Source organism: Azospirillum sp. TSH58, from assembly GCF_003119115.1.
Classification (GTDB): Bacteria; Pseudomonadota; Alphaproteobacteria; order Azospirillales; family Azospirillaceae; genus Azospirillum.
Genome location: NZ_CP022365.1, coordinates 142,517 through 158,093 on the forward strand (window position 1 = coordinate 142,517; position 15,577 = coordinate 158,093).

At 68.8% G+C, this 15,577-nt stretch carries 10 protein-coding genes; 7 read left to right on the forward strand and 3 right to left on the reverse strand.

From position 1 onward, the window contains the following. Window positions 1-16: 16 nt before the first annotated feature. On the forward strand, window positions 17-2,392 hold the full coding sequence (locus TSH58p_RS18445; protein WP_158282529.1) for a glycosyltransferase family 39 protein: 2,376 nt from the start codon (window positions 17-19) through the stop codon (window positions 2,390-2,392). 37 nt (window positions 2,393-2,429) lie between these two features. Here TSH58p_RS18445 and TSH58p_RS18450 read toward each other — a convergent pair whose 3' ends face one another. Together TSH58p_RS18450 and TSH58p_RS18455 are read right to left on the reverse strand one after the other, a co-directional pair. Then, entirely contained in the window at window positions 2,430-3,221 is a 792-nt protein-coding gene (locus TSH58p_RS18450) for a class I SAM-dependent methyltransferase (protein WP_109067568.1), read from the reverse strand. A gap of 161 nt (window positions 3,222-3,382) precedes the next feature. Further along, the gene (locus TSH58p_RS18455) at window positions 3,383-4,375 is read right to left on the reverse strand and encodes a glycosyltransferase family 4 protein (RefSeq protein WP_247873780.1); all 993 of its coding nucleotides are present in this window, start codon (window positions 4,373-4,375) and stop codon (window positions 3,383-3,385) included. Window positions 4,376-4,884: 509 nt separating this feature from the next. On the opposite strand from TSH58p_RS18455, the gene TSH58p_RS18460 reads away from it, so the two are divergent. The 6 genes from TSH58p_RS18460 to gmhA all read left to right on the forward strand — a co-directional run bounded on the left by TSH58p_RS18460 (window position 4,885) and on the right by gmhA (window position 14,439). Continuing rightward, window positions 4,885-5,913 (forward strand): calcium-binding protein, encoded by a 1,029-nt coding sequence (locus TSH58p_RS18460; protein ID WP_109067570.1) that lies wholly within the window; start codon window positions 4,885-4,887, stop codon window positions 5,911-5,913. Window positions 5,914-6,133: 220 nt separating this feature from the next. Further along, window positions 6,134-10,282, forward strand: coding sequence for a glycosyltransferase (locus tag TSH58p_RS18465; protein WP_247873781.1), 4,149 nt, complete (start codon window positions 6,134-6,136; stop codon window positions 10,280-10,282). Between the two features lie 20 nt (window positions 10,283-10,302). Beyond that, window positions 10,303-10,908 carry a class I SAM-dependent methyltransferase gene (locus TSH58p_RS18470; protein WP_109067572.1) on the forward strand — a complete coding sequence of 202 codons (606 nt, stop codon included), beginning with the start codon at window positions 10,303-10,305 and terminating at the stop codon, window positions 10,906-10,908. A 70-nt stretch (window positions 10,909-10,978) separates the two neighbouring features. Next, the gene (locus tag TSH58p_RS18475; protein ID WP_109067573.1) at window positions 10,979-12,226 is read left to right on the forward strand and encodes a glycosyltransferase family 4 protein; all 1,248 of its coding nucleotides are present in this window, start codon (window positions 10,979-10,981) and stop codon (window positions 12,224-12,226) included. Continuing rightward, on the forward strand, window positions 12,223-13,776 hold the full coding sequence (locus TSH58p_RS18480) for a class I SAM-dependent methyltransferase (protein WP_109067574.1): 1,554 nt from the start codon (window positions 12,223-12,225) through the stop codon (window positions 13,774-13,776). The genes TSH58p_RS18475 and TSH58p_RS18480 overlap by 4 nt, the downstream gene beginning before the upstream one ends. 87 nt (window positions 13,777-13,863) lie before the next feature. Next, the gene (gene gmhA, locus TSH58p_RS18485; RefSeq protein ID WP_109067640.1) at window positions 13,864-14,439 is read left to right on the forward strand and encodes a D-sedoheptulose 7-phosphate isomerase; all 576 of its coding nucleotides are present in this window, start codon (window positions 13,864-13,866) and stop codon (window positions 14,437-14,439) included. Between the two features lie 13 nt (window positions 14,440-14,452). Here the strand turns inward: gmhA and TSH58p_RS18490 are convergent, their stop codons facing one another. After that, window positions 14,453-15,574: an NAD(P)/FAD-dependent oxidoreductase gene (locus TSH58p_RS18490; protein ID WP_109067575.1), complete on the reverse strand. Its 1,122-nt coding sequence runs from the start codon at window positions 15,572-15,574 to the stop codon at window positions 14,453-14,455. Window positions 15,575-15,577 lie beyond the last annotated feature (3 nt).

The following is a 15,577-nucleotide window of genomic DNA, read 5'->3' on the forward strand; positions in this document are numbered from 1 at the left end:
CGCGGGCGTTTCCGCAATGGCCGTTTCCCATTACCGGGGCAGCCTCGCCCACCGGCTGACCGCCGCGTTCCTGCTGGTCTGGTTCAGCCTCTCCGTGACCGGCTACGCGCTCGGTGCCGTCGGCCTTCTCGGGAACGCGGCGGCCTTCGTCACGGTGTCCGTGGCGGTGTCCCTCGGCGCGTGGCGGTTCCTGCGGCGTTTCGGCGCGACGACCGGCGGAAGGATCATCGCGGACCCGGCACCCACCGGAAAACGGGCGGTCCTTCTCGACGGCGCCGTGGTCCTCATCGCCATGATCACTGCGGTCGCGGCCGTCGCCGCGACGCTTGTCATCGCCCTGTCCTTCTACCCCAACAACTTCGACTCCCTGGCCTACCGCTTCTCCCGCGCGATGCTGTATCTCGGCCAGGGCACGCTGCGGCATCTCTGGGTCGCGAACACGGGCGGACCCTATTCTCCGGACACCGGGCTGCTTTCGCATCTGGACCCGCGGATGTCCTTCTATCCGCTGACCGGCGTCTTCCTGTATCTGCCCAACGCCCTCTACGGACTGGATGGGCGCGTCTTCACCCTGAACGGGGTTCTGTGCTGGCTGGCCGGCGGAACGGCGGTCTTCGCGCTGTCGCGGGACATGGCGGCCTCGCGCGGCGGCGCGCTGATCGCGGCGGCCCTGTTCCTCGTCGCCCCTGCCGCTCTGGTATCGGCGGCCTCCACGAACGACGACCTGATTTCGGGCGTTCCCCTGGCCGCCGCGGTCCTGTTCGGTGTCCGCTGGGCCGGATCCCGGTCGCCGGTCGATGCCGTGCTGACCGGGGTCGCCTTCGGGATCAGCTTCGGCGCGAAGCTGCACTTCCTGTTCTACATCCCGGTGATCGCGGCGCTTGGCCTCTATGTCCTGGCAGGCGCCAGTCGGCGGGCCGCCGTCTTCGCGGCGCTGCGCCGCCACCCCGGGCAGATCGCCCTGGCGCTGGTGCTGGCGGGAGGACTTTCGGGACCGGCTCTGGCCATCAACCTCTGGGAAGCCGGGATTCTGTTCCCCCCGTTTCCCGAAAACATGAACCGGCCCTTCTCCGTCGTTTCCGCGCTGGTCAACGCCATTCTTTACACGACCCAACTTTTCCTGGCGCCGATCCCCGATCTCTTCGCCTACAGCGACCCTGCGGCTCGCCAGAAGATCTACACCGCATTCAACGAATTCTTTAACAACAACGTCTTCCAGTGGGTGACCACCGATCTTGGCTATCAGGCCCAGATTCCGAACGGCCCGATCATTTATCAGTTTCGTGGCGTTGCGACCCCGACCGGCTGGTGGGGGGCCTGGGAAGAGACGGTCTGGCTGGGCCTGATCCCCTGGCTCCTGGTTCTGACTATGACCGTCGCGTTCCGGCTGCGCCACCGGCAGCCCGGTGCCCATCTGGCCTTCTGGCTCTGCGCCGCGCTGTTCCTCTGGCACCTGGGCCGCTGCATCTTCTCCAAATACGTCGAAGGCGCGGGCATCTATTACGCCTTCGTCGTGGGACCCGCGATTCCTGCTCTGGCCTGGCTGTGGCAGGCGCGCAACCAGACCGGCCGGGCGATGGCCATGACGATTTCCGCCAGCGTGCTTCTGGTCCTCGCCGGGAACGGGGTGCTCGCCTACAACGCCTTCATGTTCAACAACCAGCGGAACCTGCCGGAAGCGGTGGCCAGCGATTTCGCGCCCCGCCGCAACGCCATGTCCGCGGACGTGCGGGCCTGCCTTGCCGCCTCCGACCGGATCACCGTCGTCTACACCCATTGGGAGCTCAGCATTTTCCAGCTCATGGGCGCCAACATGCGGGCGTCCTACAAGCTGGAAGGGCCGCACCCGGTCGACGATCCGCAGAGGCTGCTCGTGTACAGCTATCCGGGCCGCAGCGAGTACGGGCACATTCCCGTCAAGGTGGCCGGCCCGGACGAGCGGCGGCTGACCGTCCTGGGGGTGCTGAACACCATCTTCGGTCCGGAGGTCACCCTGGTCCGCGGCCCGGCGGCTCCCTGCATGTCGCCGGAACGCGCGGGTTATGTCGTCCTGCAGACCAGCTTCGTCCGCGAAGGCGGCGCTGAGAACCGGGTCAGGGCCGTCACCCTGACCGACACGGTCGGCGCGGCCAAGGGCGAGCGTCTCGAAATCCGGCTGGAGCAGGTTCTGCCCGATGGGACGGAACATCTGGTCCGTGACTGGGTGGATGTGGCGCTGCTGAAGGAGCCGATTCCCCTGGCGGTCGCGGAAGCCGATGGCGCGATCCGGGTCCAGGCCCGGCAAGCCGGATCGGCGGAGCCGGCGGCCCCGACCCTGTTTCCCTTGAAGCCGGGCAAGGAGGTGGTCTTGCCCCCGGCCGGCACCGCCGGGCTGCGCAGCGCCGCCCGATAGGATCGGGCGGCGGCTCAGGGGGGCGGGTACGGCCGGATCAGACGATCAGGCACTTGGCCGACAGAAGGGTCTGTTCGACCCAATGCCGGCCATTCTTGAGCATCCCATGGAAGCCCGCCAAAGCGGGAAGATCGGCGTGCTCATCGCAGAACGCCCAGGCCTGTTCGAGATAGAAGGCATGATCTTCGCTGCGGCAGACGAAGAGCTTGTTCTGGCAATAGGCGAAGGGTTTGAAGGAGGCCCCCTCCGCCCCGAGCAGGAAACGGTAGGCACCCTCCGAAACCCCGATGGCGTGCGGGTTCAGGAAGTCGTCAATGGCGATGATCCCGCGCTCTCCCAGCAGAGCTGAGCACAGGATCAGATCCGCATGCACCGCATCGGCGGTGTGGTCCCCGTCGACCGACACGAAGCGCGGCTTCCGCCCACCGCCGGCTTCCAGGATCGTTTCGGTCCCAAGAGTGCGCGAGCTTTGCTTGAACAGGGTAAGGCGGTCATGCTCCCCGAAGGCGGCGGTGAAGTTGGCCAGGGTCTCCTCCTGGGTGCTCCACTCGAACGTATCGACTCCGACGACCCGATCGCCAGCGTCGAGGGTGCCCTGGTACAGCACCGACAGATATTTTCCGCGAAATACGCCGATCTCGAAGGCGAATCCGGAAATCCCCGCCTGTTCCTGCGCCCGCAGCAGAGCCAGCGTCATCAACGCGGCTCCGTCAAGCAGCCAGCCTTCGATCCTACCGAGCCTGTCCTGAACAAAAGACAGATCCCTCTGCATAAGCATCGGCCTGAACCCCAGATTTTGTTCATCATGAAAATCCAGGGAAAATTTCATTCAATCCCTGAATAAATCGACGGGAACCCGCCGGTCTATGAATTGGGGGTAGCTTGGCTGGTATTCAAATCAGCCTTTCCGCCGATCTGGATCGTATGGCTATTCCATGCTCGGCGTGGGAGATTGCGAGGTCGCCACTGGATCGGCTTTCCCCGTCGCGTTCAGGCGCGACGCAGGTTTTTTGCATTGTGAGGCGCGGCACGCAGCAGCTCCGCCAGACGCGGCGCGGTGCCTGCCAGGGAGTAATGCTGTTCCACCTTGGCACGGCCCGCCACGCCAAGCCGCCGGCGCAGGTCGGGGTCGTTGGCGAGCCGACGCAGTGCGCTGGTCCATTCCTCCGGCGTCTCGGCCAGGAATCCGTTGACGCCGTGCTCCACGATGTCGCGGTTGACGCCGACCGGAGACGCGACCACCGGTTTGCCGCAGGCCATGTACTGGATCAGCTTGTAGCCGCACTTGCCGCGCTCCCAGGGCGTGTCGGCAAGCGGCATGATGCCGATGTCGAAGGCGGCGATGCGGCTGGTTTCCGTGTCCTCCCGCCATTCATGGCGGTCAGCGGGCAGGCCGCTCAGCGCGGCGGGGGTGGCGCCCACCAGGCAAAGCCGGGCCTCGTTCCCCATCACCATCCGGCGCAACGGCTCCTCGACCAAGCCAAGATAATGGTCGGTGATCGGGGACCCGATCCAGCCCACCGCCGGGAGACCGCCGGCCTGATGCGGGGCGGCGGGATAGCGGGTGAGATCGACCACGGTGGGAAGGGTCGCGATCGACCGGGCACCGGCCGATTCGGCCCTCTTGGCCAGATAGCCGTTTCCCACGGTCACCAGGGCCGCATGCTGCATGACCCGGTCGAGCTTGCTTCCCAGCAGCCGGCGCACCAGAGGCCAGCGGTTGCGGTCGTAATGGTGGAACCAGGCATCGTCGAAATCGACGATGTAGGGCGGGGCCGATTCCAGAATCCAACGCTCCGCCCCGTAAGGAATCCAGGGAAGAAGCTCCTTCTCGATCCACAGCAGGTCGAAACTGCGCGCCGAAGCCATCTGGCGGATGCGCGACACATAGGCCCCCACGATGCTGCGCAGCGGGCGTTGCCGCCCCGCATAAAGGGCTTCCAGGTACGAATCGGGCAGCAGGGGCGCCACGGCAACCGACATCCCCGCTTCGGCCAGTGCCGGAAGGAACTGGTAATGCCGGAGACGGCTGCTGGGGCCCCGAGGGCCGTAGCGGGAAAGCAGCAGGATACGCATGGCCGCGGGTGATGTTTCTTCGGACAATGGCACGGCGGCTGCGGTGCTGCAAACAGGGAACGCTGGACGGTCCCGCGGGGCGGGACACCGTTCCCGGAGCGCTCGAAGCGTAGCGCAAAACCGGTCTGCCGTCATTCTCACTAAATAGGGTGAACAAATCCACCCGCCTGTGCCGGAGGGGGTACGGATTTGGCAGACGCCTCAACTTTCTACAAGGGTCGCGCAACCCAGGCGTCCATTGCAGGTATGAAATATTATCGACGACTCACATCCACCGTTCGGATCGATGTCCCATAGGTGGTTATTCCATCGAATGTTTCCATTCGTCACTTGCAAAAAAGGATTACCAATGGTATCGAGCGCAAGGCATGCCATAAGGCGCAAAGTTTTAGACACTTTGGCGGGGGTCCAAAAATATGACGACGTCGAGCACGATCACCGGCGGTATCTCCAATAGCGTATCGACCGCCTCCACTCTGGCGGGCGCGGTTCTCAAGAACACCAGCCTCGTCGCGACGACCAAGGACACGAAGTCGCTCGTGATCGGCGACGACGCTCTGCCGCCGACGAAGACGCTGAGCTTGGTCAGCGAGAGCAACACGGCGCTGGTGCTGAACACCAACACCGCCGCCACCCTGCTGGGCGGCACGGGCAGCAACAACGTCCTCGTCGCGAACGACGCCGCCGGCACCGTGCTGCAGGCCGGCACCGGCACCGGCCAGACCCTGATCGGCGGTGCGGGCGGTCAGCTCCTGGGCACCAGCACCGTGTCGGGCGCGTCGGCCACCATCTTCGGCGGCTCGGGCGCCGACACCGTCGTGGCCGCGGCCGGCAACAACGTGCTGACCGCCGGTGCGGGCAACAACCAGATCCACGCGATCGGCGGCAACAACCAGATCTTCGCGGCTGGTAACGACACCGTCTTCGCGGCGGGCGGCAACGCCACCATCGGTGCCGGCACGGGCAACGCCCAGCTTCTGATCACCGGCGGCAACAACCTGATCGCCGGCGGCCAGGGCAACACCACCATCGCTTCGGCGGCGGGCAACAACACGATCTTCGGCGGCTCGGGCAACACCACCATCGCCGGCGGTGCGGGCAACGATCTGCTGATCGGCTCCACGTCGAAGGCGGGCAACGCCGTCATCGGCGGCTTCGACGGCAACGACACCATCATCGGCGGCGTCGGCAACGACACGCTGTTCGGCGGCAACGGCAACGACATCTTCGTGTTCAGCACCGTCTTCGGCGGCGGCAAGCACGTCATCGGCGACTTCAAGGCCGGCTCCGACCTCATCGCGGTCCAGGGCTACGGCCTCACCGCGGCCCAGGTCGCGTCGCGCGTCACGGTCACCGGCGGCAGCTCCGTCCTGTCGCTGTCGGACGGCACGCAGATCACGGTCGCCGGCGTCACCAACCTGACCGCCAGCAACTTCGCCGTCTAAAAAGCACCACTGCGTTGTTTCGTGGACCTGCCGAGCGATCGGCAGGTCCATTTTTATGCGCTTCATGCCCTTTCTCTTTTCCGGCATGGAAGGCCGAGCCGCAGAGCGTGGCGCAAGCGGATGCAAAGGGCCTTCTTTCATGAGTCCGTCAGGCGGGCCGCCCCCCCACATGCGACGCCAGGAACGGCGACTCCGGACCCTGCAGCGTCTGGAAGAGCTGTTGGCCGATGGAGCGATCGCCGAGGCGGAAGCGGCGGCGCGCTCCTTGCTGCGCCACAGCCGCAGCCATGCCCAAGGCGCCGCCGGGCTTGCCCGCTGCGCCCTGGCGCGGGGGGACCTTGACGGCGCGCTGCGCTGGGCCGAGCGCAGCGCCCGGTTCGCCCCGAACGACATCGCCCTCAAAGCCTTCCTCGCCGCCCTGCTGATCGCGGCGAATCGATCCGCCGATGTCCCCCCGCTGCTGGCCGGGGCGGTCGAACAGGCCGCCGCCCCCACCGCGGCGATCGCCCTGGGGCAGGCCTTGGCCCGGCTGGGGGCGATGGACCGCCTCCTCCCTCTGATCGTGCGTCAGCTTCACCGTTTTCCGGTGAGCGTCGCCCCTCTGCTGGGCGATCTCGCCGACCACGCCGTCCTGACCGGAGGCGCCCCCGGCTGGGCTTCCGCCGACGTCGGTCTGCGGATCGTCGGAGCCCTGCCCGCGGACGCGCCGGATGCGGGCGGCAGCGTCCGGATCGAATCCTCCCGGCTGGGCCTGCTGCTCGCCACGGACCGCCCCTCGTTCCTGCGGCGGTACGGCCAGAGGGACAGCGACAGCGGCCTGATCCGCTTTGCCCTGCCCGTCGGCCCGGAGTTGGACGGGGAACCGCTCCGCGTCTCCCTGAACGGCGAGGCCTTGCTCGGCTCGCCCCTGCACCCCCGGCGCCATGCGGCGGTCGAGGGGAGCATCCTGCTCGACGGCGGCAGCGATGACAGCGCCGCCGATCGATCCGCCTGGCTCCTCTCCGGCTGGGCCTGGTGCCCCGGCGATCCGCCGCAGTCCGTGACGGTCCGGGTGGAGGACGAGGCCGGGCATTCCGTGACCGTGGCGGCAGACCGCCCCATGGAAGGCGCCCAGGCCGAAGGGGTGGAGAGCGGCCGCTACGGCTTCCTCATCGACCCGGTGGCCGCCGGCCTGTCCCCGGGCCTTCTCCACGCCACCGCCGGGCCGGGCTCTCAGCCCCTGGCCGGCAGTCCCCTGCCCTGGCCCGGCCCCGGTGGAACCGGACGGCTCCCCACGCCGGTCGGCCCGCGTCCCCCCCGCCCGGCCCTCCCGCGGCCTCCGGTGCCCGTCGTGGACGTCGTGGTCCCGGTCTACCGCGGGCGGGAGGAGACGCTGGCCTGCCTGCGCTCGGTCCTCGCGGCGGAGGACCCGACCCCGCGTGAGATCATCGTCATCGACGACGCCAGCCCGGATGCCGATCTCGTCGGCGACCTGACGGCGCTCGCCGGCGAAGGACGGATCACCCTGCTGCGCAACCCGCGGAATCTCGGCTTTCCGGCCACGGTCAACCGCGGGCTGGCCCTGCATCCCGACCGCGACGCCGTGCTGCTGAACGCCGACACGCTCGTCGCCGGCCCCTGGCTGGCGCGGCTGCGCGCCGCGGCCTGGTCGGCGCCCGACGTCGGCACGGTCACCCCGCTGTCCAACGACGCCACGATCCTCAGCTACCCCTCGGGCACGGACCGTCCGTCCCCGCCGTCCCTGCCGGAAACGGCGGCGCTCGACCGGCTGGCCGGGACGGTGAACGCCGGGTTTCGGGTGGATCTGCCGACGGCGGTCGGCTTCTGCGCCTACATCCGGCGCGACTGTCTGGAGGAGACCGGTCCCTTCGAGGAGCGGCTGTTCGGGCGCGGCTATGGCGAGGAGAACGACTTCTGCCTGCGCGCACACCGGCTGGGCTGGCGCCACCTCGGGGCCGCCGACGTCTTCGTGGCGCATGTGGGCGGGCGCTCCTTCGGGCGGCAAAAGGCGATCCTGGCCGCGCGCAACAGCCGCCTTCTGGAGCGGCTGCACCCCGGGTACGAGGCGTCGGTCCAGGACTTCATCGCCGCCGACCCCCTGATGACCGCGCGCCGCCGCCTCGACCTCGCCCGTTGGGCGGAGGAAGCGGACACCGCGCGCAAGCCCGCCGTCCTGCTGGTGACTCTCGCCGGGCGCGGCGGGGTCGCCCGCTTCATTGAGGAGCGGGCCGCGGCTCTGCGCGCGGAGGGCTGGCGCGTCCTGCGGCTCGTCCCCGAAACCGCCGGGGATGAAGAGGACGACGAGGATGATGACGAAGAGGATGACGAGCGGGACGGCGAGACGGCGGACGAAAAGGGCGTGGAGGACATCTCTCCGCCCGAGCGCCGCTGCCGGGTCGATGTCATGGACCGGCCCGATCTGCGCGATCTGGTGTTCCGCACCCGCGCGGAGTTCGACGAGCTGGCCGGGGCCCTGCGGCTGGCCGGAACGACGGCGGTGGAGATCCACCATCTGCTGGGCCACGACGCCGCGGTGCTGGATCTGGCCGGACGGCTCGGCGTTCCCTACGACCTCACCATCCATGATTACGGCCTGATCTGTCCCCGCCTCAGCCTGGTGGACAAGGACGGGCGCTATTGCGGGGAGCCGGATCTGGCGGCCTGCGAACGCTGCACCGCGGACCCGGACGACCGGGCGGACCCCGAACTGACCGTCGGCAGCCTGCGCCGCCGCACGCGCGACCTGGTCGCCGGGGCGCGGCGGGTGACGGTGCCGACCCGCGACGTGGCGGCGCGGCTGCTGCGCCACGTCGCCCCGCGCCCCGTCGAGATCCAGCCCTGGGAGGACGTCGCCCCTCCACCCTCCCCCGCCATCCGCACCCCGCGAAGCCGCGACGGCCGTTGGCGCGTCTGCACGATCGGCGCGGTCGGCATCCAGAAGGGCTACGAGGTCCTGCTGGCCTGCGCCCGCGACGCCGCGGCGCGCGGTCTGCCTCTGGAATTCGTGGTTGTCGGCTTCAGCGAGGAGGATCCGCCCCTGTTCGAAACGGGTCACGCCTTCGTCACCGGCCGCTTCACGGAGGAGGAAGCGGTCGGCCTGGTGCGGGCGCAACAGGCCGACATCGCCTTCCTGCCGTCGATCTCGCCGGAAACCTGGTGCTACGCCCTGTCCACCGCCTGGAAGGCCGGGCTTGAGGTGGCGGCCTTCGATCTGGGGGCGCTGTCCGAACGCATCCGCAAGCAGGGCGGCGGCCATCTGCTGCCACCGTCGCTGGAGCCTGCGACAATCAACGACACGCTCCTGGGCATTCTTGACGCTCATACGCCGCATGGCGTAGCAATCGGGCGGCCTTTCTCCTTTCGGCCAGATTACAGGCCAAATGTTCCGGTGGCGGATTCGGATGGTCCGGACGGCTACCGTTCAATTTTCCAGTCCAGCGGGGGATCGTCGATGATCGGTAGCGTTGCGTCCGCAGAAGCCCAACAACCCATGCAGATCAAGGCAACGGCCCAGACCTTGTCCCTGGTGCCCGGCTTCTACTCCCTGATCGTCACGAACGGCGGCGGGGCGACGGCGGCGGGTGAGTTCCCCCTGCCCAGCGTCCAGCTCGCGCCGTCTCCCGGCAACCATGCCGGAAGCAGCGTCGAGATGATCGGCAGCGTGCCGGGCAACTGGCTGAGCAAGCCGGGCGACACCATCATCATCAAGGTGTCGGGCGGCCCGGCGACCCTGGTCCTGTCGTCCTACAAGCATGTCGACCGCCCGAACGCGCTCCTGTCGCTCCAGTTCGCCCGCATCGACGACACGCCGGGAAGCCAGCAAGCCGCGACTTCGGCGCAGAACGCTCCCGTTCAAGGAACTCCCCTTCAGGGCGCGCCCGTGCAGAGCGCTCCCATTCAGAGCGCTCCCATTCAGAGCGCTCCGGTGCAGGCCCCGCCCGCCGTCCGTCCGCGCGCCGAGATCCTGGCCCACGTCCAGCGCCAGGGCGATCTGCGCTTCACCGATTCCAACTGGGCCGGCGCCGTCGGGCAGCGGCTGTGGATCGAAGCCTTCTCGATCACCCCGGTCGAGGGCATCGCTCCGGAGGATCTGGAGTACAAGGGCCTGACCGCGAACGGCTGGGAGACCCCCTGGATCAATGGCGGCGGCATGTGCGGCAGCCGCGGCCTGGGCACCCCGCTGATCGGCTTCTCGATCCGCCTGCGCGGCGCGGCGGCCGAGCGCTTCGAGTGCGTCTATGAGGGCGCCTTCGTCAGCGGCTACCGCTCCCCCGCCGGGCAGAACGGCAGCCCGTGCCGTTCCGACGCGATCGGCGACGCTCTGGAAGGCATCCTGCTGCGCTTCGTCGAAAAGCAGCGTCCCTACTGATCAGGAGCGACCCCAGACCGATGCACATCAAGACCGTGCTCAATGTCGGATGCGGTCAGCGGGCCATTTCGATCCTCGGCAGCTCCCTGCCGGCGGACGGATGGCAGGAGCTGCGTCTCGACATCGATCCGAAGGTCGATCCGGACATCGTCGCCTCGATGACGGACATGGCCCCGGTGCCCGACGGGTCGGTGGACGCGGTCTGGTCATCGCACAATCTGGAGCATCTCGATCCCCACGAGGTGCCGGTGGCCCTGCAGGAGTTCCTGCGCGTGCTGAAGCCGGGCGGCACGCTCCTGCTGACCGTGCCCGACCTTCAGGCGGTGGCCAGGCTGGTGGCCGAGGACCGGCTGGACGAAACGCTCTACGACTCCACGCAGGGTCCGATCCGGCCGCTGGACGTCGTCTACGGCTACGGTCCGGCCCTTGCCACGGGAAACCGCTTCATGGCCCACCGCAACGGCTTCACGCCGAACCTGCTGGGACGGTTGTTGCAGGAGGCGGGGTTCGAACCGGTGGCGATCTGGCGGCGGGCCCGGGCGTACGAGTTGCAGGTCAAGGCCTTCCGGCCGCCCGCTCCGGCCGAGGCGCTGGAGGAGCTTGGCCTGCAATTTCCTGCGGGTTGACGCTCCCGGACAATGCTCATCCAGGTCCGCGGCGTATGGCGGGCCTTCTTTGCGGAATCGGCGGCACGCGATGAATTATCTCTTCGTCCACCAGAACTTCCCGGGCCAGTACCAGCACATCGTGCAGCATCTGGCGTCCCAGCCGGGCAACCGGGTGGTTTTCATCTCGCACGACAGCCCGGCGCGGATCCCCGGCGTGGAGCGCGCCGTCTACCAGCCCTTCCGGGCGTCGAAGTCGACGACCCACCATTACATCCAGGAGCTGGAGCAGGCGGTCGTCTACGGGCAGAGCGTCTACGAGGTCTGCCGCCGCCTGAAGGCCGAAGGATTCCGCCCCGACATCATGATCGGGCACAACGGCTGGGGCGAGACGCTGTACATGAAGGACGTCTGGCCGGACGTTCCCCTGCTCGCCTATTTCGAGTTCTTCTACCACCTGCACGGGGCCGACATCGGCTTCGATCCCGCGGCGCCGGTCACCGAGAACGACGGTCCGCGGGTGCGCACCAAGAACGTCATCAACACGCTGGGCTTCGAGGCCGCCGACTGGGGCCAGACCCCGACCGGCTGGCAGTGGTCGCTCTATCCCGACTACATGCGGTCCCGCATCAGCGTGATCCACGAGGGCGTGGACACCACCGTCGTCCGGCCGGACCCCGAAGCCTGGCTGCGCCTGCCGTCGGGCCTGACGCTCACGCCCAGGGACGAGGTCATCACCTACGTCGCCCGCAACCTCGAACCCTACCGCGGCTTCCACGTCTTCATGCGCGCTCTGCCGGGCATCCTGAAGCGGCGGCCCAAGGCCCATGTGCTGATCGTCGGCGGCGACGAGGTCAGTTATGGGCAGGTGGCCGCCGATGGGCGGAGCTACCGCGACATCCTGATGGCCGAGGTCGGGGCGGGGATCGATCGCAACCGCGTGCATTTCCTGGGCAAGATTCCCTATGGCACCTATCTGTCGATGCTCCGCATCTCGTCGGCCCACGTCTACCTGACCTATCCCTTCGTGCTGTCCTGGTCCTTCCTGGAGGCCATGGCGTCGGGCTGCCTGCTGATCGGCTCCTCGACCATCCCGGTGGAGGAGGTGCTGCGCGACCGGCAGAACGGGCTTCTGGTGGACTTCTTCGATGGCGCCGCCCTGGCCGACCGCATCGACGAGGTCTTCGAGCATCCCGACCGGATGCAGACCCTGCGCGACCGGGCGCGTCGGACGGCGGTGGACAATTACGACCTCCGCACCGTCACCCTGCCCCGCCACCTTGCCCTGATCGACGACCTGATCGCCGGGCGGAACCCCGCAGAGAGGACCGCGAAATGAGCGCGTGGAGCGACGGCTACAACGCCGACATCGCCTACACCCACGGAGCCTACCGCGAGCTGTCGCCCGGTTACCTGTCCTATGTGTGCCTGCTGAACGGCATCCGCCCGCCGCGCACCGACCGGCCCTTCCGCTATTGCGAGCTGGGCTGCGGCCAGGGGATGACCCTGAACATCCTGGCGGCGACCCACCCCCAGGGCCGCTTCACCGGCATCGACTTCAATCCGCTTCACGTCGCCGGGGCGCGCCGGCTGGCCGAAGAGGCGGAGCTGGCCAACGTCGCCTTCCACGAGCGGAGCTTCCAGGAGGTGGCCGCCGGGGCGCTGCCGACGGAAGAGGTGGGCGAGGGCTTCGACTTCATCGTCCTGCACGGTGTCTACAGTTGGGTCAGCCCGGAGAACCGCCGGGCGATGGTGGACATCCTGGAGAGGACGCTGAAGCCCGGCGGGCTGGTCTTCGTCAGCTACAACGCCATGCCGGGCTGGGCGCCGCTTCTGCCCCTGCAGAAGCTGATGCTGGCCCATGCGGCGGCCAACCCGGCCCGCAGCGACCGGCAGTTCGATGCGGCGCTGGGTTTCGTCAACCGGCTGAACGAGGCCGGCGCCGGCTATTTCGCCGCCAACCCCACCGCCGGGCAGCATCTCGCCACGATGGCGGGGCAGGACCGCCGCTACCTGACGCATGAGTATCTGAACACCCATTGGGAACCGCTGGGCCACGCCCAGGTGGCCCAGGATCTGGCGCGGGCGAAGCTTGGCTATGCCTGCTCCGCCAACATCCCGCACAATTTCGACGATCTGTCGGTGCGACCGGAACTGCGGCCCATCCTGGCGGAGATCGCCGATCCGACGCTGGCGGAGACGGTGCGCGACTTCGCCATGAATCAGGTGTTCCGCCGCGACATCTTCATCCGCGGCCTGGACCGGATGCCGGCCGTGGAGACCGTCGCGGAACTCCGGCGCCTCCGCTTCACCCTGATGGTTCCGCGCGAGAAGGCCGGGCTGGCGGTTCCGGTGCCGCTGGGCGAACTGCGCCATGACGTGGGGCTCGGCCTGCCGATCCTCGACGCGCTCGCCATGGGGACCCCGACCCTCGGCGGGATCGAGGCGATGCCGGAGATGAGCCGGCACGATTTCGGCACGATCTCCCGCTTCCTGGCGCTCCTGGTGTCCGCCAACCACGCCCATCCCCTGGCGGATCCTTCGGAGGAGGCGCACCAGGCCGCCGGGCGGCTGAACCGGGCGATCGCCCGGCGCATGCTGGTCGACGAAAGCCTGTTCTTCCTGGCCGCGCCCACGGTCGGGCTGGGCGTCGGGGCGGACACCCTGGAACGCCTCGTCCTCGCCGGCCTTCTCGCCGGGCAGCCGGTGGACGTCCAACCGCTCGGCGGCTTCGTGACGGACGCGCTGCGCGCGCTCGGACGCACCGTCTTCGCCGAAGACGGTTCCCCCATCTCCGACCCGGAAGTGATGCGCTCGCTGGTCGCCGCGAAGCTGGCCGATTTCCTGCCGCAGAAGCTGCCGGTGTGGCAGCGGTTCGGCATCCTGTGACGGAAGGCGGGGAGCTGGAAAGGGCTGTGGCGCCCATCGGCGCCCCGTCGTATGGTTCGTCCGCTTTCCGAACCCCAGGACCAGAAAATGAGCCACTCCGCCGCCGACCGCGTCCGTGAAGCCCTGCTTGAGACGTCCCGGAACTTTGCGGCCTTCGCCGCGCAGGCCGACCGGATCGAAGCCGCCGCCGGGCTGATGATCGACGGGCTGAAGAGCGGCGGCAAGGTGCTGTTCTGCGGCAACGGCGGGTCCGCCGCCGATTCCCAGCATCTCGCGGCAGAACTCACCGGACGCTACCTGCGGGACCGCGCGCCCCTGGCGGCGGTGGCCCTGACGGTGGACACGTCCGCCCTGACGGCCATCGCCAACGACTATTCCTACGACGAGGTGTTCGCCCGGCAGGTCCGTGGCCTGGGCCGGGCCGGCGACGTGCTGGTCGGCATCTCGACCAGCGGCAACAGCCGCAACGTCGTCGCCGCGCTGGAGGCCGCCCGCGCGCTGGGCATGCGCACCGTCGGCCTGACCGGCGCCGCCGGCGGGCGGATGAAGGAGCTGTGCGACGTCTGCCTGTGCGTGCCCTCCACCGACACCCCGCGCATCCAGGAAATGCACATCGCCGCCGGCCACATGCTGTGCGAACTGGTCGAGAACGCCTTCGTCTGACGAAGGCACGGCCTCAGCCGACCAGCCGCTCCGCCACCGCGTCGGCGACGGCGAGGCAGGAGGTCAGGCCCGGCGATTCCATGCCGAACAGGTTGACCAGTCCCGGAACCCCGTGCGTCTCCGGCCCCTGGATCAGGAAGTCGGCCTGCGGCTGCCCGCGGCCGCTCAGCTTCGGACGGATGCCGGAATAGGCCGGCACCAGGGCGCCGTCGGGCAGGCCCGGCCAGTAACGCCGCACCTCGCCGTAAAAGCCGGCGGCCCGCTTCGGGTCCACCCGGTAGTCGGGGCGGTCGTAATCGGCGGGGGCCAGCCACTCGACGTCCGGACCGAAGCGGGCCTGGCCAGCCAGATCCAATGTCAGGTGAACGCCCAGCCCGCCCTCCACCGGCACCGGATAGACCAGGCGCGCGAAGGGTGAACGTCCCTGCCCCAGCGCGTAGTAATTGCCCTTGGCCAGCACCCGCGGGGGCACATGCTCCGCCGGGAAGCCCTCCAGCCCGCGGGCGACGCCCCAAGCGCCCAGCCCGGCGGCGTTGACCAGCGTGCCGCAGGCGATGCGGACCGGCTCCGCCCCGCCGACCTCCAGTTCGAAGCCGTCCGCGCTGCGGTGGGCACGCTCCAGCGGGCTGAGGAAGGCCAGCATGGCGCCCGCCGCTTCCGCGTCGCCCCGCAGGGCCAGCATCAGGCCGTGGCTGTCGATGATGCCGGTCGATGGCGACAGCAGCGCGCCGACACAGCGCAGGCTGGGCTCCAGCGCCATGGCCTGGGGGGCGGAGAGGGCCACGAGATCGTCCACTCCATTGGCGGCGGCCTGGGCGCGAATGGCCTCCAGCCGGGGCAGCTGGGCCTCCTCGGTGGCGACGATCAGCTTGCCGATGCGCCTGTGCTCCACCCCACGCGTTTCGCAGTAGGCGTAGAGCGCGTCGCGCCCGGCCACGCACAGGCGCGCCCGCAGGCTTCCCGTGGGGTAGTAGATGCCCGCGTGGATGACCTCGGAGTTGCGCGAGCTGGTGACGGTGCCGATAGCGTCCGCCGCTTCCAGAACCACCACATCGCGCCCGGCGCCGGCCAGCCGCCGGGCCACCGCCAGCCCGATCACCCCGGCGCCGACCACCACGCAGTCCACCCGCTCCATCGT